Origin of the sequence: Streptomyces sp. NPDC101110, from assembly GCF_044759525.1 — a bacterium.
Lineage (GTDB): Bacteria > Actinomycetota > Actinomycetes > Streptomycetales > Streptomycetaceae > Streptomyces.
The window spans coordinates 41,053-60,321 of the sequence record NZ_JBIVZM010000021.1; the positions used below are offsets into that span (position 1 = coordinate 41,053).

General features: G+C 72.8%; 19 protein-coding genes and 1 riboswitch. Of the genes, 10 read left to right on the forward strand and 9 right to left on the reverse strand.

The genetic code is table 11. From position 1 onward, the window contains the following. Nucleotides 1–126 precede the first annotated feature (126 nt). Nucleotides 127–777 carry a sulfite oxidase-like oxidoreductase gene (locus ACIQU3_RS34895; RefSeq protein WP_403729376.1) on the forward strand — a complete coding sequence of 217 codons (651 nt, stop codon included), beginning with the start codon at nt 127–129 and terminating at the stop codon, nt 775–777. Nucleotides 778–781: 4 nt separating this feature from the next. Here ACIQU3_RS34895 and ACIQU3_RS34900 read toward each other — a convergent pair whose 3' ends face one another. From ACIQU3_RS34900 to thiO, 5 genes are all read right to left on the reverse strand, one after another. Continuing rightward, complete coding sequence (locus ACIQU3_RS34900; protein ID WP_403929637.1) at nt 782–1,660, reverse strand: deoxyribonuclease IV; 879 nt, start codon at nt 1,658–1,660, stop codon at nt 782–784. Between the two features lie 58 nt (nt 1,661–1,718). After that, entirely contained in the window at nt 1,719–3,653 is a 1,935-nt protein-coding gene (pknB, locus tag ACIQU3_RS34905; RefSeq protein WP_403929641.1) for a Stk1 family PASTA domain-containing Ser/Thr kinase, read from the reverse strand. A gap of 112 nt (nt 3,654–3,765) precedes the next feature. Continuing rightward, nucleotides 3,766–4,563, reverse strand: a complete 798-nt coding sequence (locus ACIQU3_RS34910; RefSeq protein ID WP_361120142.1) for a thiazole synthase — start codon at nt 4,561–4,563, stop codon at nt 3,766–3,768. Between the two features lie 2 nt (nt 4,564–4,565). Continuing rightward, entirely contained in the window at nt 4,566–4,766 is a 201-nt protein-coding gene (gene thiS, locus ACIQU3_RS34915) for a sulfur carrier protein ThiS (protein WP_403929644.1), read from the reverse strand. Next, nucleotides 4,763–5,947 (reverse strand): glycine oxidase ThiO, encoded by a 1,185-nt coding sequence (gene thiO, locus ACIQU3_RS34920; protein WP_403929647.1) that lies wholly within the window; start codon nt 5,945–5,947, stop codon nt 4,763–4,765. The genes thiS and thiO overlap by 4 nt, the downstream gene beginning before the upstream one ends. After that, nucleotides 5,945–6,056: riboswitch (TPP riboswitch) on the reverse strand. Its footprint overlaps the gene before it by 3 nt. Nucleotides 6,057–6,108: 52 nt before the next feature. Between thiO and ACIQU3_RS34925 the strand changes: the two genes are divergently transcribed. The 6 genes from ACIQU3_RS34925 to ACIQU3_RS34950 all read left to right on the forward strand — a co-directional run bounded on the left by ACIQU3_RS34925 (nt 6,109) and on the right by ACIQU3_RS34950 (nt 11,143). Then, complete coding sequence (locus tag ACIQU3_RS34925) at nt 6,109–6,459, forward strand: hypothetical protein (protein WP_403729394.1); 351 nt, start codon at nt 6,109–6,111, stop codon at nt 6,457–6,459. Nucleotides 6,460–6,491: 32 nt separating this feature from the next. Next, nucleotides 6,492–7,733, forward strand: a complete 1,242-nt coding sequence (locus tag ACIQU3_RS34930) for an NAD(P)/FAD-dependent oxidoreductase (RefSeq protein WP_403929650.1) — start codon at nt 6,492–6,494, stop codon at nt 7,731–7,733. Nucleotides 7,734–7,843: 110 nt separating this feature from the next. Further along, nucleotides 7,844–8,209, forward strand: a complete 366-nt coding sequence (locus tag ACIQU3_RS34935; protein WP_086855209.1) for an Rv2175c family DNA-binding protein — start codon at nt 7,844–7,846, stop codon at nt 8,207–8,209. A 260-nt stretch (nt 8,210–8,469) separates the two neighbouring features. Next, nucleotides 8,470–9,129 (forward strand): thiamine phosphate synthase, encoded by a 660-nt coding sequence (thiE, locus tag ACIQU3_RS34940; protein WP_403729403.1) that lies wholly within the window; start codon nt 8,470–8,472, stop codon nt 9,127–9,129. A 98-nt stretch (nt 9,130–9,227) separates the two neighbouring features. Then, a complete protein-coding gene (gene metF, locus ACIQU3_RS34945; RefSeq protein WP_403929652.1) occupies nt 9,228–10,151 on the forward strand; it encodes a methylenetetrahydrofolate reductase [NAD(P)H] in 924 nt (307 codons plus the stop codon). 56 nt (nt 10,152–10,207) lie between these two features. Continuing rightward, the gene (locus ACIQU3_RS34950) at nt 10,208–11,143 is read left to right on the forward strand and encodes a hypothetical protein (RefSeq protein WP_403729414.1); all 936 of its coding nucleotides are present in this window, start codon (nt 10,208–10,210) and stop codon (nt 11,141–11,143) included. Between the two features lie 31 nt (nt 11,144–11,174). Here the strand turns inward: ACIQU3_RS34950 and ACIQU3_RS34955 are convergent, their stop codons facing one another. The 4 genes from ACIQU3_RS34955 to ACIQU3_RS34970 all read right to left on the reverse strand — a co-directional run bounded on the left by ACIQU3_RS34955 (nt 11,175) and on the right by ACIQU3_RS34970 (nt 16,823). Further along, nucleotides 11,175–12,665: a phytoene desaturase family protein gene (locus tag ACIQU3_RS34955; RefSeq protein ID WP_403729419.1), complete on the reverse strand. Its 1,491-nt coding sequence runs from the start codon at nt 12,663–12,665 to the stop codon at nt 11,175–11,177. Between the two features lie 471 nt (nt 12,666–13,136). Beyond that, nucleotides 13,137–13,766, reverse strand: coding sequence for a TetR/AcrR family transcriptional regulator (locus ACIQU3_RS34960; RefSeq protein WP_403729422.1), 630 nt, complete (start codon nt 13,764–13,766; stop codon nt 13,137–13,139). A 47-nt stretch (nt 13,767–13,813) separates the two neighbouring features. Further along, entirely contained in the window at nt 13,814–15,898 is a 2,085-nt protein-coding gene (locus ACIQU3_RS34965) for a YhgE/Pip family protein (protein ID WP_403929655.1), read from the reverse strand. Beyond that, nucleotides 15,870–16,823, reverse strand: coding sequence for an ATP-binding cassette domain-containing protein (locus ACIQU3_RS34970; protein WP_403729430.1), 954 nt, complete (start codon nt 16,821–16,823; stop codon nt 15,870–15,872). The genes ACIQU3_RS34965 and ACIQU3_RS34970 overlap by 29 nt, the downstream gene beginning before the upstream one ends. 167 nt (nt 16,824–16,990) lie before the next feature. Here ACIQU3_RS34970 and ACIQU3_RS34975 point away from each other — a divergent pair, with 167 nt between their 5' ends. From ACIQU3_RS34975 to ACIQU3_RS34985, 3 genes are all read left to right on the forward strand, one after another. Next, nucleotides 16,991–17,554 carry an SAV_6107 family HEPN domain-containing protein gene (locus tag ACIQU3_RS34975; protein WP_403729433.1) on the forward strand — a complete coding sequence of 188 codons (564 nt, stop codon included), beginning with the start codon at nt 16,991–16,993 and terminating at the stop codon, nt 17,552–17,554. 178 nt (nt 17,555–17,732) lie between these two features. After that, nucleotides 17,733–18,548 carry a methyltransferase gene (locus tag ACIQU3_RS34980; protein ID WP_403729436.1) on the forward strand — a complete coding sequence of 272 codons (816 nt, stop codon included), beginning with the start codon at nt 17,733–17,735 and terminating at the stop codon, nt 18,546–18,548. Nucleotides 18,549–18,827: 279 nt separating this feature from the next. Then, nucleotides 18,828–19,226, forward strand: a complete 399-nt coding sequence (locus tag ACIQU3_RS34985; protein ID WP_102912203.1) for a DUF3040 domain-containing protein — start codon at nt 18,828–18,830, stop codon at nt 19,224–19,226. Nucleotides 19,227–19,269 lie beyond the last annotated feature (43 nt).

Sequence of the window (19,269 nt, forward strand, 5' to 3'; positions counted from 1 at the left end):
TCCACTGGCGGAGAAGATCGTCCAGTAAGTGTTCACTTAGTAAGTAAGGGCATGCTTAGTCCATTTTGTGCAGCTCTGGGATGGGCTCGGTCAGGGGCACCACCCCGGGTCTGTCAGGATGGAGTCATGGGTCAGCCGCTGGAACACGAATCGGGAGAAGGGCGCGATCCAGCAGGAGCGGCGCAACCGGAGCTGCCCCCGGGACAGCGGTTGCAACGCGGCTGGCCGGTCACGCACTACGGGCCCGTGCCCAAGTTCCGGCCCGAGCGCTGGGAGTTCCGCGTCTTCGGCGCCACCGCCGACGGCGGCAAGCACTGCTGGAGCCACGAGGAGTTCACGGCCCTCCCGCACACCACCGTCGTGGCCGATCTGCACTGCGTCACGAAGTTCAGCATGCTGGGCGCCGAGTGGGGCGGCATCCCCGCCCGCACCCTCCTGGACCTCGCCCCGCCCGCGGACGATGTCACCCATGTGATGGTGTGGGCCGAGTACGGATTCAGCTCCAACCTCCGGCTGTCCGACTTCGCCGACGAACGCGTCCTGTTCGCCACCCACAAGGACGGCGAACTGCTCACCGCCGAGCACGGCTTCCCGCTGCGCCTGATCGTCCCCCACCTCTACGCCTGGAAGGGCCCCAAGTGGGTCCGCGGCGTGGAGTACATGACCGCCGACCGGCGGGGTTTCTGGGAGGAGCGCGGCTACCACAACATCGGCGATCCCTGGCGGGAACAGCGCTACTCCTACCAGGAGGAGCCCGGGGACGGCCCCGACCTCTGAGGCGTCAGCCGTCGCGCAGCTTCTTCAGCCGTTCCACGTCGGCCGCGTGCCCCTGCTTGCCGCCCGGCGTCTCGATGATCAGCGGCACGCCCGCGGTCGCGGGGTGTGTCATCAGCGCCCGGAACGGATCCTCACCGATGTGGCCGACGCCGATGTTCTCGTGCCGGTCCTTGTGCGCGCCCACCACGTCCTTGGAGTCGTTGGCGTGGATCAGCTTCAGCCGGCCCTCGCCGACCGTGTCCACCAGCAGGTCCAGCGTCTGGTGCATACCGCTCGGGCCGGTCAGGTCGTGCCCGGCGGCGTAGATGTGGCAGGTGTCCAGGCACACGCCGAGCATCGGATGGGCGTCCAGCGCCTCGAAGTACGGGCCGAAGTCCCAGGTTCGCGAGCACAGCGAGGCGCCCTGGCCCGCCGTCGACTCCAGCAGCAGGAACGGGTCGTCGTCATGGGTCAGCTCGTCGAGCAGCGGCAGCAGATGCTCCCGTACCTGCTTCAGCGCCACCGATCGATCCCGGCCGCCGGTCGCGCTGCCGGTGTGCACGACCACGCCCAGCGCCCCGATCTCCCGCCCGCGCCGCAGGGAGTGCCGCAGGGACTCCACGGACCGCTCCACGGTCGCCTCGGTGTGCGAACCGAAGTTGATCAGATAGGGGGCGTGCACGTACGCCGGGATCGACCCCTGCGCGCAGGCCGCGCGGAACGCGTCGTCCTGCTTCGGGTTTCCGGTCGGTGTGGCCCAGCCCCGCGGGTTGGCGACGAAGACCTGGACGGCCTCCGCCTCCAGATCACGGGCGTACGACAGACCGACGGAGTGGAGCCCACCGGCCACGGGGACGTGGCCGCCCACCGGGTTGCGGGAGGGGCCGGACAGCTGACTGTTCACCCGTTCAGGGTGTCATGCGTCCGGCCCTGCCCCGTCCACGGGCTCCCGCCCGCCGTCGTCACCTGATCTCGATGGTGATCGTGGAGCCCTTGGGCGCGGTCTGACCGCCCTCGACGGACTGGCTCTTGACCTCGTCGCCGAAGATGCCGAGCAGGCCGCGGTCCTCGTCGACCTCGAACCCGGCGCCCTCCAGCGCCTGCCTGGCGTCGTCGACGTTGTCACCGACCACGTCCGGGACCTCGATCATCTCGGGACCCTTCGACAGCGTCAGCGTCACCGTGTCGCCCTCGGCCGCGGTGCCGGACGCCGGTGTCTGCCGGACCACCTGGCCCTTGTCGTACTCGGAGGAGTTGACCTGCTCGGTGGCGATCTTCACCTTGAGGCCGGCCTCCGTCAGCTCGGTCCGCGCGTCGGCCTCGTCGGAGCCGGTGACGTCGGGGATGTCGATGGGGGCGCCCTTGCTGACGACCAGCTCGACGGCCGTGCCCGCGCGCACCTTCGTACCGTCGGCCGGGCGGGCGGAGACCACGGAGCCGCGCGGCACGTCCTCGCTGAACTGCCGGGTGACCATGCCCGGTTCCAGCCCGTCGTCCTTCAGCAGTTCCCGCGCCTCGCCCAGCTTCCGGCCCGCCAGGGCGGGCACCCGCACGGTCTCGGGGCCGTCGGAGACGGTGATGCCCACCGCGTCGTTGCCCCGGATGCGCGCCCCGGGCTTCGGGTCGCTGCTGATGATCCGGCCGCGCTCCACGGTGTCGCTGTAGGCGTGCTCGACCTTGCCGAGTTCGAGGCCGGCGTCCCGCAGTCGGTCCTCGGCCTGGTCCTGGGTCTTCGCCAGCAGGGGCGGGACCTCGGTGAACTGGCCGGAGTTGATGTACCAGACGCCGACACCCAGGCCGAGCGCGAGCAGCACGGCGACGACGATCGCCACCGGACCGCGCCGGGATCCCGGGCGGCGCCGGGCCGGCGGGGGAGGCGGCGGGGACGCGAAGCGGCTGGTGCGGTCGAGGGATTCACCGGCCGCCGCGTCGTCCTCGTCGGCCGGCCGCGGGCGCGGCGTGGTCAGGGCGCGCGGAATCACGGTCGTCCGGTCGTCGCCGTTGTCGTGGTCCACCGCGAGCGCCTGCGGCGGCACCGCGTCCAGCTGGTCCTCGCCCAGCCGGCCGCGTCCGTCCCGGACCTGCGCGAGCAGCGCCACCGCGTCGTGCGGGCGCACGGCCGGGGTGCGGGCCGTCGCCGAGGCCACCATCGCGTCCAGCTCGTACGCCATGCCGGGCACGGCCGCCGACGGCGGGGGCACGTCCTCGTGCAGGTGCTTGTAGAGGATCACGGCGGGGGAGTCCCCGTCGTGCGGCTTGTCGCCGGTCAGCATCTCGTACAGCATCACGCCGCACGCGTACACGTCGACACGGGGATCGGCGGTGCCGTCCTCTATCTGCTCCGGGGCGAGGTAGGAGACCGTGCCGAGCACGGTGCCGGTGGTGTTCGTCACCGTGTCGACGGCCCGGACCAGGCCGAAGTCGGCGACCTTGACCCGGCCGTCGTCCCCGATGAGGACGTTCTCGGGCTTCATGTCGCGGTGCACGAACCCGGCGCGGTGCGCCGCGCCCAGTGCGGCCAGCACCGGCTCCAGGATGTCCAGGGCGGCCCGCGGCTGCAGGGCCCCGCGCTCGCGCAGCACGTCCCGCAGGGTGCAGCCCGCGACGTACTCCATCGCCAGATACACGTACGAGCCGTCGGTGCCCTGGTCGAAGACCTGCACCACGTTGGGATGGGCCAGCCGGGCCACGGACTTCGCCTCGCGGATGAACCGCTCGACGAACGAGGCGTCGACCGCGAGCGAGGGGTGCATCACCTTGAGCGCGAGGACCCGGTCGAGCCGGGTGTCCACGGCCCGGTAGACCGTGGCCATCCCGCCGACCGCGATCCGCGCGTCGATGCGATACCGGCCGTCGAGCACCTGCCCGACCAAGGGGTCCTGAAGGGTCGTGTCCACGCAGGCGAGTGTACGAGCCGAGACCGACAGCCCCGTCCCCCCGGCGGTTTCCGGGGCGGGACTGCAGCCGACCTGTGACGTGCCTCCCGGGCCTCGTGCCGTACCCCCGGCCCTACCGGAAAGCGGGCCGCTCCGGATCCAGCACGGCCATGCCCTCGGCCGGCGACGACGCCTCGGCGAAATGCCGCCGCGGGATCCGCCCCGCCCGGTACGCCAGCCGCCCCGCCTCCACGGCGTGCCGCATGGCGTCGGCCATCAGCACGGGCTCCTGCGCCCGCGTCACCGCCGAGGCGAGCATCACACCCGCGCAGCCCAGCTCCATCGCCAGCGCCGCGTCCGAAGCCGTCCCGGCCCCCGCGTCCAGGATCACCGGCACGCGCGCGTGCTCCACGATCAGCTGGAAGTTGTGCGGGTTGCGGATGCCGAGCCCGGAGCCGATCGGGGAGCCCAGCGGCATGATCGCCGCGCAGCCCACGTCCTCCAGCTTCCGCGCCAGCACCGGGTCGTCGTTGGTGTACGGCAGCACCGTGAACCCGTCGTCGACCAGGGTCTCGGCCGCTTCCAGCGTCTCGATCGGGTCCGGCAGTAGCGTGCGCTCGTCTGCGATGACCTCCAGTTTGACGAGGTCGGTGCCGAGCGCCTCGCGCGCGAGGCGGGCCGTGAGGACGGCCTCGCCGGCGGTGAAGCAGCCCGCCGTGTTGGGCAGCACCCGGATGCCGAGCCGGTCCAGGACGGACAGCACCGAGCCGTGCACCGAGGCGTTCACCCGGCGCATCGCGACCGTCGTCAGCTCCGTCCCGGACGCGGCCAGCGACCGCTCCAGCACATCGAGGCTGGGCGCCCCGCCGGTGCCCATGATCAGACGGGACGTGAAGGACGTACCGCCGAGGACGAACGGATCGTCGGCCATGGTCAGCCTCCTTGGACGGCGGTGAGGACTTCCACGCGGTCACCCTCGGAGAGGGGCGTGGAGGACCACTGGGTGCGGGGGACGACCATCTCGTTGAGCGCGGCGGCCACACCCGAGGGCGAGGCGGTGAGCGACCTCACGACGGCGTCGAGAGCCGTGCCGGGTCCGACGTCCCGGGGCTCCCCGTTGACGGAGATGTTCATGCGGGCTGCTCCGAGAGTGCGGTGGCGGGACTGAAGCGCTTCGGGGTGAAGGGGCGGGCCTCCTCGGGGAGTTCGCCCGTCGCCAGGACATGGGCCAGGGCGTCGCCGGTCACGGGTGTGAGCAGGACGCCGTTGCGGTAGTGCCCGGTGGCCAGCAGCAGGCCCTCCAGACCGGTCGGGCCGAGCAGGGGCGCGTTGTCGGGGGACCCGGGGCGAAGGCCGGCCCGGGTCTCGGTGAGCGGCAGCTCGGTGATGCCCGGGACCAGCTCGTGCGCGTCCCGCAGCAGCTCGTACACGCCGCCCGCCGTCACGGTCGTGTCCCAGCCCAGCTCCTCGCTGGTCGCCCCGACGACGAGCTCGCCGCTCGCGCGCGGCACCAGGTAGACGTGGCTGCCGCGCACGACCGCGCGCACGGTCCGGCTCAGGAACGGCCCGTGCCGCTGCGGCATGGTCAGCCGCAGGACCTGCCCCTTCACCGGCCGCACCGGAGGAAGCACGTCCGCAGGGACGCCCGCGAGCCGTCCGCTGAGGCTGCCCCCGGCGAGCACCACCTGCCCGGCGGCCGCCTCCGTCCCGTCGGCCAGGACGGCGCCCGCGGCCCGTTCCCGGACGACGGTGAGCCGCTTTGCCCACGTGCGGTGGAAGACCACACCCGTCCGCTCACACGCGGCGACCAGCGCCCCGGCCAGCCGCCGGGGGTCGATCTGATGATCCCCGTCGACCCGCAGCCCCCCGCGCACCCCCGGCGCGAGCATCGGCTCCAGGCGCCGGCACTCGCGCCCCGACAGCCACTGCGACTCCAGCCCCGACTGCTGCTGCAGGGCGTGCAGTTCGCGCAGGTGGGCCCGGTCGTCGGCGTCCAGCGCCACGGCGAGCGTGCCGCACCGGCGGTAGCCGAGGTCCCGGCCGGTCAGCTCGGTGAGCTCGGCTGCGAAGTCCGGGTAACGCCGGGCGGAGGCGAGGTTCAGGCCGAGCAGGGTCTGTTCGCCGTAGTGCAGTTCCGTGACGGCGGCCAGCATCCCGGCGGCCACCTGTGCGGCTCCGCCTCCCGGCTCGGGGTCCACGAGGGCCGTGGCGAACCCGCGTTGCGCGGCCCGCCAGGCCGTGACCAGGCCGATGATCCCGCCCCCGATGACCAGGACGTCCGACGACACGGACGTTGATGTGGACGTAGGCGACATGGGCGTCCAGCCCCTCCCTTCGCCGGCATGACCCGGATCAGGTTCGTACGGTCGGAGGCCGCCAGCCTCCCTCTCAGCCCGGTGCGTCCGGGCTCCCGCGAGTGCTTTACGTTGGCCACCCTAGCCCGATGCCCTGTCCCGCAGTAAGGGAGCCTCGTCCCATGGCCCGATCTCTCGACGGTCTCGTCCTCGCCCCGGTCGCCGACCAGGCCCCGGGCCAGGTGGGCACCCGCACCCGGTTCACCTATCACGAGCGGCAGGGCGAGATCTGGGCCGAGTACACCGGCGGCGACGTCGTACGCGGGCACCTCGTGGGTACCCGGGAAGGTGACCGGCTGGACTTCCGCTACGTCCAGCTCAAGCAGGACGGCACCACGTCCTCCGGGCACTGCGTCTCCTCGGTCGTGGAGCTGCCCGACGGGCGGGTGCGGCTGGAGGAGACCTGGGAATGGGAGTCCCAGCGGGGCAACGGCACGAGCGTTGTGGAGCAGGTCACGGCGCATGAGCACTGACTGACAAAGCGTCAGGTGTCTATGGTGATCAGGTGAGCGAGCAGACGCAGGGACCAGGTTCGTCCGCGCCGCGGCGCGTCGTCGTGGCGGGCGCGGGCATGGCCGGGGTGCAGACCGCCGTGGCGCTGCGCGAGCAGGGCTTCACCGGTGACGTGATCCTGATCGGCGCCGAACCCCACCAGCCCTACGACCGGCCCCCGTTGTCCAAGGCCGTCCTGCTCGGCAAGTCCGAGGGCTCCGCCTTCGACGTCGACTTCGAAGCCCTCGGCATCGAACTGCGGCTCGGCTGCGAGGTGCTGGGCCTGCGCCCCGCCGCGCACGAGCTGGACACCGAGGACGGACCCGTGCCGTACGACGTCCTGGTCGTCGCGACGGGAGCGGAACCCGTCCGGCTGCCCGGCACCGAGGGCGTGCCGGGCGTGCATCTGCTGCGCACCCTGGACGACGCCGAGCGGCTGCGGCCCGTGCTGGCCCGCCAGCACGACATCGTGGTCGTCGGCGCGGGCTGGATCGGCGCGGAGTTCGCCACGGCCGCCCGCGAGGCGGGCTGCGCGGTGACCGTGGTGGAGGCGGCGGAACGGCCGCTCGCCGGGGCGCTGCCCGCCGAGGTCGCCGCCCCGATGGCCGGCTGGTACGCCGACGCGGGGGCGGACCTGCGCACGCACGCGCGCGTGGAGCGCGTCGAACCCGGTGCCGTCGTCCTCGACGACGGCTCGCGGCTGCCCGCGGGCGCGGTCGTCGTCGGCATCGGCGCCCGCCCCGCCACGGCCTGGCTGGCCGGCTCCGGGATCGCGCTGGGCACCCAGGGCGAGATCGTGGCCGACGAGCACCTGCGCACGGCCGTGCCGGACGTGTACGCGGTGGGCGACTGCGCCTCCTTCCCCTCCGGGCGCTACGGTGAGCGCCTGCTGATCCACCATTGGGACAACGCGCTCCAGGGGCCGCGCACGGTCGCCGTGAACATCGTCGGCGGGGCCACCGGGGAGCCGTCGGCGGTGTACGACCCGGTGCCGTACTTCTGGTCCGAGCAGTTCGGGCGGTTCGTCCAGTACGCGGGGCACCACGCGGCCGCGGACACGACCCTGTGGCGGGGCGACCCCTCCGGTCCGGCCTGGACGGTCTGCTGGCTGCGGGGCGAGCAGCTGGTCGCGCTGCTGGCGGTGGGCCGGCCCCGGGACCTGGCGCAGGGCCGCCGCCTGATCGAGTCGGGCACGCCGATGAATCCGGTGCTGCTGGCGGATCCGGCCAGGCCCATGAAGGCGGCGACGGCCTAGACGGCCCCGCCCGGGGGAGGGCCGCGGTGCGGTGCCGCAGGGAGCGGCGCGTCCGCCCGGGTGGACCGCCCGGCTTCCGACTGTCAGTGGCAAATGGCAGGCTGGTTTCCGTGACCGAGATTGACGCAAAGATCGATGCTCTCGTCCCCGCCTGGCTCACCCTCCCCGACATCGCCGAACAGCTCGGCGTCGAGGTGACGCGTGTGCGGCAGCTGGTCAAGGACGGCCAGCTCATCGCCGTACGCCGAGGTGAGAACCGCGCACTGCACGTCCCCGCCGCCTTCATCGACGGGGACAAGGTCGTCAAGGGCCTGTCCGGGACCCTGACACTGCTGCGGGACGACGGCTTCACGGACGAAGAGATGCTGGAGTGGCTCTTCACCCCGGACCCCAGCCTGCCCGGCACCCCCGCGCAGGCGCTCAGCGAGAATCGCGGCACGGAGGTGAAGCGCCGCGCCCAGGCGCTCGCGGTCTGACCCGGCCGCGACGGGACAACCGTCCGGTGCCGTGTGAGCGGGGCCGGACCTGAACAACCGCCCGATGTGGGGGCCGTGATCCGAGGGGTCACGGCCCGGGGTGGCGCACGCCCGGTGGGGGTCTGCGGCCGCGGGCGGGCGCAGGCGTAAGGTGCCCGGGGCGACGTGGCGAGCCCAGGTGCGTCCCGCGTCGTACACCTGCGCACGCCGCCCACGCGGGTCCGCCCGCACGCCACCGACATCCAGGGGGACACACACGCATGACCGGCACCGCCGCCGCCACCGCACGGGCCCAGCTCGCCGACGCCCGGGTCTACCTCTGCACCGACGCGCGCAAGCGGCAGGGCGACCTGCCGGAGTTCCTCGACGCCGTGCTGGCCGGCGGGGTCGACATCGTGCAGCTGCGGGACAAGGGCATGGAGGCCGGTGAGGAACTGGAGCACCTGGCCGTCCTCGCCGAGGCCTGCGCCCGGCACGGCAAGCTCCTCGCGGTCAACGACCGTGCGGACGTCGCCCACGCCGCCGGATCCGACGTGCTGCACCTCGGCCAGGGCGACCTCCCCGTCCCCGCGGCCCGAGCCCTCCTCGGCGACGACGTCCTGATCGGCCGCTCCACCCACGCCGAGTCCGAGGCCGCGGCGGCCGCCGTCCAGCCGGGCGTGGACTACTTCTGCACCGGTCCGTGCTGGCCGACCCCCACCAAGCCCGGCCGTCACGCCCCCGGCCTGGACCTCGTCCGGTACACGGCAGGTCTCGGCACCGACCGCCCCTGGTTCGCCATCGGCGGCATCGACCTCTCCAACCTCGACCAGGTCCTCCAGGCCGGGGCCCGGCGGGTCGTCGTCGTACGGGCGATCACCGAGGCCGACGACCCGGGGGCCGCTGCGGCCGAGTTCGCCGAGCGGCTGCGGGAGGCGTAGTTACGACGGTTTGTCCAAGGGATGGACAACAAGCGGACAATCCCGACAAATGTCGGTCTGCGGTTGGGGGACCGACGGCCCCTGGCTAACCTGCCGGTATGGCCCTCGGCACCGCATCCATCAGGTCGGACCACGCGCGCACCGTCCGCGACATGCTCGCGGCCGGCAAGACGACGTACTCGTTCGAGTTCTACGCCCCCAAGACCCCGAAGGGCGAGCGGAACCTGTGGAACGCGCTGCGCCGGGTCGAGGCGGTGGCACCCGACTTCGTCTCCGTGACCTACGGCGCGGGCGGTTCCACCCGCGCGGGCACGGTCAAGGCGACCGAGGCGATCGCCTCCGACACCACCCTCACCCCGATCGCCCACCTCACCGCGGTCGACCATTCGGTGGCCGACCTGCGCAACATCATCGGCCAGTACGCCGACGCCGGGATCCGCAACATGCTCGCCCTGCGCGGCGACCCGCCCGGCGACCCGATGGGCGAGTGGGTGCCGCATCCGCGGGGCCTCGCCTACGCCGCCGAACTCGTCGAACTGATCAAGGCCTCCGGCGACTTCTGCGTGGGCGTCGCCGCCTTCCCGGCGATGCACCCGCGCTCCTGCGACTGGGACACCGACGTCCGCCACTTCGTCGACAAGTGCCGGGCGGGCGCGGACTACGCCATCACGCAGATGTTCTTCCAGCCCGAGGACTACCTCCGGCTGCGCGACCGGGTCTCGGCCGCCGGCTGCGACACCCCGATCATTCCCGAGGTCATGCCGATCGCGAGCGTGAAGACGCTGGAGCGGATCGGGTCCCTCACCAACGCCGCGTTCCCGGCTGCCCTGAAAGAGCGGATCCTCAGAGCAAAAGACGATCCGGCCGCTGTACGCTCCATTGGGATCGAATTCGCCACGGAGTTCTGTGCGCGGCTGCTCGACGAGGGCGTGCCCGGCTTGCACTTCATCACGCTCAACAACTCCACCGCGACACTGGAGATCTACGAGAACCTGGGCCTGCACCAGTCATCGCAGGCCTAGACCGTTCGCACCGGTATACGACACACTGCGTAGCGGCCACTGTGAGAGGGGCGTACATGGGCTGGGCGGTCCTCTACATCGCGTTCGGCATCGTCGCGCTGTGGCTGCTGGGCGAGGTGCTGTTGCAGTACAAGGCGCGGCTGCGCTGGCGCCTGCTGGCCTTCGCCGGGTTCCTCGGCGTCGTCGTCGGTGTCCTGATCCCGTCGGTCGTCGTGATCGGACTGGGCGCGGCCGCCTTCGCGGTCGGGCAGACCTACGTCACCCTGTCGTTCCGCAGCGGCTTCGCGGCCGGCTGGGCGATGAACGCGCCCGCGCTGGGCGGCAGCAAGCGCCGCCGCGGTGAGCGCGCCCGCCAGGAGCCGACCCTGGAGGTGTCCGGGCTCGAGGCCGAGGACGGCTACGACGACGGTGCGGCCGCCTACCGCCGCGACCCCGCCCCCCACGGCGTGGACGACGACTACGACGGGGACGACGTCTTCACCCCCGCCCGCCCGGCGCAGCCGGCCTCCGCCGAGACCACGGCCGTCTACGAGCCCCAGCCCATGCCCGAGGACAGCGGCTCGTACGGCGTCTACGACACCGGGTACCAGGCCGGCGGACAGCAGACCCACGACCAGTACGCCGCCCAGGCCGCCGACCAGTCCTACGCCTACGACTACTCCGGCTACGGGCAGCAGCAGGGCTACGACGCCACCGGTCAGCAGCAGTACGCCGCCTACTCCGACCCGTACATCGGCTCGTCGACCTACGGCCAGGGTTCGTACGACGGCACCTACGGCGACCAGCAGTACTACGGCCAGCAGGTGTACGGCCAGGACCAGTACGCCGGCACCTACGGCGGCGAGACCTCGCCCGGCGGGGTGTGGGTCCCGCAGCAGCGCAACACCGACGAGCACGGGCAGGAACTGCCGCCCGAGCAGCAGCCGTACCCCTATCACGGGGGCGGGCAGCAGCCGCAGGGCAACGGCTTCGACGAGCAGTACCGTTTCTGAGGACTGACCCGGCCCGGCCGCGGCGGAGCGCTCACTGCGAGCCGCGGAACTCCGGCCCCTCCACGATCAGCCCCGCCACCAGCGCGCCCGACATCCCCGCGTGCGGCAGCCCGCCGCCGGGGTGAGCCCAGCCGCCCACGGCGAACAGACCCGGCACCCGCGTGCCGTTGGCCGGATGCAGCAGCCGCCCGCCGCCCGCCGCGAGGGCCGGCACGGGTACCGCTCCGCCCTCCGCGCCCGTCGCGTCCGCGATGTCGTCCGGGGTGTTCACCTCGTGCCAGAGGAGACGGTCGCGCAGACCGGGGACGGCACGCTCGGCGGCGGTGATCATGCGGTCGGCGAGGTCGTCGTGGGACCGGCCGGGACGCGCGGGCACCACCGTCGTGAGGGTGACCGCCTCGTGGCCGGCCGGGGCCGGGCCCTGGTCGTCGGGCCGCAGGACCGTGACCGTGGGGCTGGAGGTCCCGGCCGCAGTGCCGAACAGGGCTTCCAGCTCGGCCTCGCGGTCCTGGGCGTGCACCACCGTGCGGTGTGCCGTGCCCTCGGGGCGGACGCCGCGCAGGGCCAGCAGGACCGTCAGCCGGGAGGCCGCGGCCGGCTGCGGCGGCACCTCGCCGTCCCCCCGTACGACGGTGCCCGCCGTCATCCGGGCCAGTGCGCCGGGCGTGACCCCGGCGACCACGAAGTCCGCCTCCGCCACCGACCCGTCGGCGAGCCGCACTCCCGACGCCCGGCCGTCCTTCTCCAGCACGCCGGTGACGTCGGCGCCGAAGTGGAACTCGACCTTGCGGGCGAGACACCGCTCATGGACGGCCCGCGCCAGCTCGCGCAGCCCGCCGCGCACGTACCAGGTGCCGAAGGCGTGCTCCATGTACGGCAGTACGGCCGCGCTCGCCGGGGTGAGCCGGGGGTCCAGGCCGTGGCCGAGGGCATGACTCTCCAGGAGGGCCGTCAGCCGGGGGTCGCGCAGCTCCCAGGCGCCGATCTCGGCGAGGGTCCCGGCCCGCCGGGTGCGCAGCAGCCGCTTGTGGGGCACCGACGGGTAGGGCTCGCGCTCGGCCAGCACCCGCCAGTTCGGCCACAGCGGCTCCTCCAGCAGCGGCCGGCGGGTCCGGTCCCAGGCCTCGCGGGCCCGGACCAGGAAGTCGCCCCAGCGCTTCCCGGCGCCCGCGCCGAGCGCCTCGTCCAGGGCGGCGACGACACCCGCGCGCGAGGCGTTCGGCAGCGACACCTCGGTGCCGTCCGCGAACACGTGCCGGGCCGAGGGGTCGACCTGGACCAGTTCGACGCAGGACTCCAGCGGCTCCTTGCCGGTCTTCACGAACAGATCGCGGTACACGGCGGGCAGCGGCAGCAGAGCGGGGCCGGTGTCGAAGGAGAACCCGTCACGCTCGAAGCGGCGCAGAGCTCCGCCGTAGGTGTCCGTCCGCTCGTACACCGCCACCCGGTGGCCCGCGACGGCCAGCCGGGCAGCAGCCGTCAGCGCGCCCATCCCGGCGCCGATCACCGCAATCCGTGCCATGCCGGCGACTTTATCGGCCCCCGCCGACAGCCCCGGCCCGCGGGCTGCCGAGTACGGGCGCGGACGTCGTCGTGACCAGGCGGCCACGGGCCGCGTGGGGCTCCGTGCGCAGGACTGAGTACGCGTACCTAGCCGGGGAGTTGAGTACGTGCGCGGATGGGGGCCGACCTGCGCTGACGAGAGAGTGGAGGCACGGAGAGGGGCACGGCTCCGGCACCGGCGACACGGGGCGCCGGAACGGAGCCGGCCCGCGATCCGCTCCTTCCGCCGACGGTGTCGGCGGGAGCGAGACACGGGGGAGAACCGGGCAACCGGGAAAAACCGGGGGACGACCGCACGGGGGTCCTGCGGGGGACGCACGGGGGAGCAGGAGAAGGAAACGGGGGAGTGGGGAAGGCGCCGGTTCGAGGTGGCCCGCGGGGGACGCGGCCACACCGGACCGGCGCCTTCACGTGTGCGGAGTGGGTGCGCTCAGCGGCAGCCGCTGACCCGCCCCTGGAGGAGCCGGGACAGCGCCGCGTGGACGTCGTCCAGGGAGCGTTCCGCCTGGAACGACTTCCAGTCCAGAGCGGCCACCAGCACCATGCCGACCAGCGCGGACGCCGTCAGCGAGATGTCGATCTCCTTGCTGAACTCCCCGCCCGCCACACCGTCGCGCAGCACGTCCTCCACGACGGCGACGGCCTGCTGCCGGACCACCATCAGCGTGGACTGCCAGGTCCGGTTGGTGCGCCACAACTCGGCCACGTACAGCTGCGTGAAGGCCGGGTAGCGGTCGATGAAGACCAGCCCCGCGCGGATCATCGCGTCCAGGGCGTCGACCTTGCTGCCGCCCTCGGCCGCGGTCCGCTCGGCCGCCTCCCGCAAGGAGGCGGTCAGCAGACCCACCCCGTGCCGCAGCAGCTCCTCGAAGAGGACGGACTTGCTCGCGAAGTTGTAATAGACCGTGCCCTTCGCGACCCCGGCACGCTCGGCGATCTCGTCCACGGTCGTGGCGGAGAACCCCTGCTCGGCGATGAGCGTGACGGCCGCCTCGTAGAGCTTCTGCCGGGTGGCCTCGCGGCGCGTGCTGCCGCCCGACGCGGCACTGCTGCTTTCCATGGCCCCGATTGTCACAGGAACCCTCCCGGTGGAAGCGACGGTGGGGCTCACAGGCTCAGCTCCGGGTGCAGCCGGTCCAGCGTCCACACCTGGCGCCGGCGGGCCGCCACGGCGGTCAGCGCGAGGGCGCCCGCGGTGAACGCCGTCAGCACCACGCACGCCTGTCCCACCGGTTCGAGTCCACCGCCGGTGATGAGCCGCCTGAGGGCCTCGACGACATAGCTCATCGGAAGGAACGGGTGGAGGGCGTTGAAGAACCCCGGACTGGTCTGGACGGGGTACGTGCCACCCGCCGAGGTCAGCTGGAGCATCAGCAGCGCGAGGACGAGGATCCGGCCCGCCGCCCCGAAGCGTGCGTTAAGCCATTGCACGATCGCCGCGAAGCACGCCGTCACCAGGAACAGGAAGCCCACCGTCCCGGCCGCTCGGGCCATCTGCAGGCCGATCGCCCAGTGCAGCACCGACATCAGCGCCACCGTCTGCAGCACCCCGATCGCCACCACCGGCAGCCAGCCCGCCAGCGCCACCCGCCACGCCGGCGCCCCCGCGGCGAGCGCCCGCCGGTTCATGGGCGCGATCAGCATGTACGCCACCATCGCACCCACCCACAGGGAGAGCGGGATGAAGTACGGGGCGAAGCCGGTGCCGTAGTTGGGCGCCTTGTGCAGGTCCTGGGAGGCGAGCCGCACGGGGTCGGCCATGACCTCGGTGCGCCGGTCGCGGTCCTGCTCGTCGTAGTCGGGGATCTTCTGAGCCCCGTCGTGCAGGCCGCCGGCGAGTTTCCCGGAGCCGTCGACGAGCTTGTAGATCCCGCCGTTGAGGTCGTCCGCGCCGGTCTTCAGCTTGCCGAGGCCCTTGTCCAGGCCGACGGCACCGGTCTTGGCGGTGCCGATCCCCTTGTGCAGCTTCTTCGCACCGGCGGCGACCTCGGCCGCGCCGTCGTTCAGCGCGTTGATCTTCTTGACGGCGTCGGTCAGGTCCTCGGAGAGGTGCGGTGCGCGGTTCGCGAGCGCCTGGGACTGCTTCTGCAGGGTGGCCAGGTTCTTGTCGAGCTTGTCCAGGTCGCCGTCCTGGTCCGCGATCAGCGTGTTGAGGTCGTCCGCGATGAGGGTCACGTCGGCGGCGGCGTCCTTGGCCTTCTTCAGATCGGAGCAGGCCGCGTCCGGCAGGACCGGATCGTCGCAGCGCCGGGCGTAGACGTCGGTCAGCGTCCCGGACGCCGCGCGGGCACCCTTGGCGGCGGTCGGGGCCGTCTTCACCAGGGTGTCCAGGTGCTTGCGGATCACCCCGGAGGAGTCGGCGACCAGCTGGGCGGTGTCACCGATGGTCTTCTCGTTGCCCTTGAGGAAGGGGCCGACCTTGTCGGCGGTGCCGTTGACCCGGTCGGCGAGCTTCTGCGTACCCTCCGCGATCCGCTTCGAGCCGTCCTCCAGGTCGCCCGCGCCGGTGTGGAGCTTCTTCAGGCCGGTGGCGAGCTTGCCGCTGCCGCCCTTGGCGTCCTTCAGGCCGTCGGCGAGGTCCTTGGAACCCTTCTCGGCCTTGCCGATGCCGCCGTTGAGCCGGTCGGCCCCCTTCGCCGCCTTCACGGTCTTGCCGTGGATGTCGGAGAACGACACGAAGATCTTGTCCAGGAAGGACCGGGACGTCTTCGTGGACGCCGCCTGCCGCACCTCGCTGAAGACCGTCCGGGAGATCTGCCCGACGATGTAGTTGTTCGCGTCGTTCGTGCGCACCTGGAGGGCGCCGGTCTCCGGGGCGTTCCCCGAACTGGAGGCGATCCGCTCGCTGAAGTCGGCGGGCAGGGTGAGCGACAGGTAGTAGCTGCCGTCCTCGACGCCCCTGCGGGCCTCGGCGGCGCTCACCTCCCGCCAGTCGAAGGTCTTGCTGTCGCGCAGGCCCTTCGTGATGTCGTCACCCGCCGTGATCTTCTTGCCGTCGGCGGTCGCACCCTTGTCGTCGTTCACCAGCGCCACCGGGATCTTGTCCAGACGGCCGTACGGGTCCCAGAACGACCACAGGTACAGCGCGCCGTAGAGCAGCGGCAGCACCAGCAGTGCGACCAGCGCGGCGCGCGGCAGCTTCCCCCGCCCGAAGCGGCGCAGCTCAAGCGCGGCGAGTTTCGGCGACCGCATCGGCCTTCCCCTCTCCCTGACCGGCCTCGTCGGCCTCGTCGGCTTCGTCGGCTTCGTCCGCCCGGTCCGCAGCGTCCTCGTGGTCGGCGTGGTCTGTCCGGCCTCCCCGGTCCGCCGCGTCCTCGTGCTCTGCGTGGTCCGCTTGGTCCGCGTGGTCTGCCCGGGCTGCCTGCCCGGTCTCGTCCGCCCGGCGGGTCAGGCCGGCTTCGGCTTCCCGCTCCTCGGCGCTCTGCGCGGTGGAGACCCTCACGGCGCCCTCGGGGGCCTCGCTGCACACCGCCACGACCGTCGTCCCGGCGTCGGCCAGGGACCTGAGCAGCGCCCGGACCTCCTCGCGCTCGCCGTCCGACAGCTTGAGGTCGGCGTCGTCGACGCCGAGCAGCCGGGGTTCGCCGACCAGGGCGAGGGCGATCGACAACCGCAGCGCCTCCAGGCGCTCCAGGTCCCGTACCGCCGTGCGCGGCCCCTTGGGCAGGGCCTCCAGGTCGAGCCCGGCGGCTTCGAGCGCGGCGTTCACGCGCCGCCCGGCCTCGGCCGCCCGCTCGCCACGGGGCCGCAGCAGTGCGCGCAGCGAGGCGCCGAACCGCCGCTGGAGCAGTGCCCGCTCGTGCAGGTGCTCGCCCACGGTCAGCGCCGGGTCGAGGTCGGTGACCCCCGGGACGTGCGCCAGCGCGCTGATACCGCGCACGGCCGCCATCTGCTTGGGCAGCCTCGCGTCGCCCACGACGGCCGTGCCCTGCGAGACCTTCATCCGGCCCGTCAGCGCGAGCAGCAGGCACGTCCGGCCCGTCCCGGACGGACCCACCACCGCGACGAGCGCCCCCGGCTCCGCGTCGACCGAGATCCCGCGGACCGCCCACCCCCGTGGCCCCTTGATCCCGAGGCCGTCGGCGACGATCCGCACCCCTCCTGCCTGTTCCCCCACGCGCTTCCCCTGAAATTGAACTGACTGGTCAGTGCAAAAACTACTCCGAACCTTCGAACGAAGCAAAACGGCAGGTCAGAACGGATTGTCAGTGCCATACCTCACGATGGGTCACATACGGCACTCCGTGACGTGACGTGCCGTCAACTGACGACAGGAGGTTCGTCATGGCCAGCTATCACGCAGCAGCCGCCCGCCGGCGCCGCGCCACCGGCCCTGCCCCCTCACTGACCGGCCCGGCGAGCGACGTGCACCCCGTGCTCCGCCGGGCCACGGCCCCGCCCGCCGCCCTCGACCTGCTCGCCCAGGCACGCGCGAGCCTCGACGAGGCCACCGCTCTGGAAACACCGAACGAGCGCTACGCGACGGCCCACCTCGCCGCCCTGCGCACCGCCGCCGCGGTGCTCGCCGCCCGCGGACGCCCGGAGACCTCGCCCCGGGCGCGGGCCAAGATCCGGAGCGCCTGGGAAGTGCTCCCCGAGATCGCCCCCGAGCTGACCGAGTGGAGCGCGCTGTTCGCCGCCGGTGCCCGGCGCCGCGCCCGGGCCGAGGCCGGCATCCAGGGCGCGGCCACCGGCCGGGACGCCGACGACCTGATACGCGACGTGGCGATGTTCCTGCGCCTCGTCGAGCGGATGCTGGTCCTGCAGCCGGTCCTCCCGCAGCCCCGCCCGGGCCAGGACCAGCCGGAGGGGCCCCGCGAGGGGAGCGGCATGCCGGACGCGGGCTGACCGCGGCCCGGGCCCGCCCGGCCCGCGTGGCATCCCGGGACCGGGGCATCCGGACGCGGCGGCCGAGGCAATAGGGTGGGGGACGCCTGAAGTCTTCCCTCCCCGTGGCCGGGGCCGGGGGGACGCCCCGTTCGCGCCGCCGTGCAAGAGGCGGTGCCGCGCCGAGGAGTCAACTGACGTGTCGGACCCGATGCGCCCCCGCGCCTCACTCCGTACCGCCGTGGTCTGGGAGGTCCTCCAGGACGCCCTGGACCGCCGGGTCAAGGCCACGGGTCGGGAGTCGCTGGACGTCCTCGACACCGGAGGCGGCAGCGGCAACTTCGCCGTGCCCGTCGCCCGCCTCGGCCACCGGGTCACCGTCGTCGACCCCAGCCCCAACGCGCTGTTCGCCCTGGAGCGCCGCGCCGCAGAAGCCGGTGTCGCCGACCGCGTCAAGGGCGTCCAGGGCGACGCCCACGGCCTCTTCGACGTGGCCGAGCGCGGTGCCTACGACGCGGTGCTGTGCCACGGCGTCCTGGAATACGTGGACGACCCGGCCGAGGGCGTCCGCAACGTGGTCGCGGCCCTGCGCCCGGAAGGCGTCCTCAGCCTGCTCGCCGCCGGGCTGGGCGGTGCCGTGCTGGCCCGTGCCCTCGCCGGGCACTTCAAGGAGGCCCTCCAGGCGCTCGACGACCCGAACGGACGATGGGGCACGGGTGACCCCGTACCGCGCCGTTTCACCGTCGAGCAGCTCACGGAACTGGTCGAGGGCGCGGGCCTGAGCGTCGGTGCCGTGCACGGCGTGCGGGTCTTCGCCGACCTCGTGCCGGGCGTCCTCGTGGACACCGAGCCAGGAGCCCTGGAAGCGCTGCTGAAGCTGGAGGAGGCCGCGGCCGAGCTCCCCGCGTTCCACTCGGTGGCCACCCAGCTGCACGTCCTGGGCGAGACCGGCGGGGCCTCTGGGACCGGTGGGACTGGTGGGGCCGGCGAGGCCGATGAGGCGGCCGGGGCCTGAGCCCACCCCTGAGGCACCACCGCTGATCAGCGCCTTGGCTGCGCATGGAGTACGCCACAGGCCCCCCGAATGGGGGCGGCGCGCCGTATGATCGAGGGAGACCGTTCCGGCATGACGGATCGGCCGCCGGGGAATGGAAGCCTCAGCGAGCCGGGACGCCCATGGCGGGTTCCGGTTGGTCAATTGGCGCAGAGGGGCGGGTTTCACGGGGGCGATTCCCTGCCTATCCTGAAGGGACCCCCCGGGTCGCCCCGGCGACTGCACGATGAGGAGGACTCCGTGCCGCTCTCGGAGCACGAGCAGCGCATGCTCGAGCAAATGGAGCGAGCGCTGTACGCCGAAGATCCCAAGTTCGCGACAGCGCTTGAGGGAAGCGGGCTGCGCACGTACACCCGGCGACGGGTCTACCAGGCGGTCGCGGGCTTCCTCGTAGGTATCGCGCTCCTCATGGCCGGAATGGTCGCCAAGCAGGTCTGGCTCAGCGTCGTGGGCTTCCTCGTCATGCTGGGCTGTGCGGTGCTCGCCGTGACCGGCTGGCGCAAGGCTCCCAAGCCGGGTGAGCAGGCGGCCGGTGCCGCCGGGCCCCAGGCGCGTCGACAGGGCCGGCAGCGCCGCTCCGTCATGGACCGCATCGAGCAGCGCTGGCAGAAGCGCCGCGACGAACAGGGCGGGCATTAGCCTCCCCCGCGCAGCCGCGCCATGCCCGATAGAAAACCCAGGT

Bases quoted from the DNA above. Each gene is read 5' to 3' on its own strand.
- ACIQU3_RS34925 (WP_403729394.1), top strand. From the start codon at position 6,109: ATGGCCCGATCTCTCGACGGTCTCGTCCTCGCCCCGGTCGCCGACCAG.
- ACIQU3_RS34960 (WP_403729422.1), bottom strand. From the start codon at position 13,766: ATGGAAAGCAGCAGTGCCGCGTCGGGCGGCAGCACGCGCCGCGAGGCC.
- ACIQU3_RS34965 (WP_403929655.1), bottom strand. From the start codon at position 15,898: ATGCGGTCGCCGAAACTCGCCGCGCTTGAGCTGCGCCGCTTCGGGCGG.
- metF (WP_403929652.1), top strand. From the start codon at position 9,228: ATGGCCCTCGGCACCGCATCCATCAGGTCGGACCACGCGCGCACCGTC.
- ACIQU3_RS34895 (WP_403729376.1), top strand. From the start codon at position 127: ATGGGTCAGCCGCTGGAACACGAATCGGGAGAAGGGCGCGATCCAGCA.
- ACIQU3_RS34910 (WP_361120142.1), bottom strand. From the start codon at position 4,563: ATGGCCGACGATCCGTTCGTCCTCGGCGGTACGTCCTTCACGTCCCGT.
- thiE (WP_403729403.1), top strand. From the start codon at position 8,470: ATGACCGGCACCGCCGCCGCCACCGCACGGGCCCAGCTCGCCGACGCC.
- thiS (WP_403929644.1), bottom strand. From the start codon at position 4,766: ATGAACATCTCCGTCAACGGGGAGCCCCGGGACGTCGGACCCGGCACG.
- ACIQU3_RS34975 (WP_403729433.1), top strand. From the start codon at position 16,991: ATGGCCAGCTATCACGCAGCAGCCGCCCGCCGGCGCCGCGCCACCGGC.
- ACIQU3_RS34955 (WP_403729419.1), bottom strand. From the start codon at position 12,665: ATGGCACGGATTGCGGTGATCGGCGCCGGGATGGGCGCGCTGACGGCT.
- thiO (WP_403929647.1), bottom strand. From the start codon at position 5,947: ATGTCGCCTACGTCCACATCAACGTCCGTGTCGTCGGACGTCCTGGTC.
- ACIQU3_RS34950 (WP_403729414.1), top strand. From the start codon at position 10,208: ATGGGCTGGGCGGTCCTCTACATCGCGTTCGGCATCGTCGCGCTGTGG.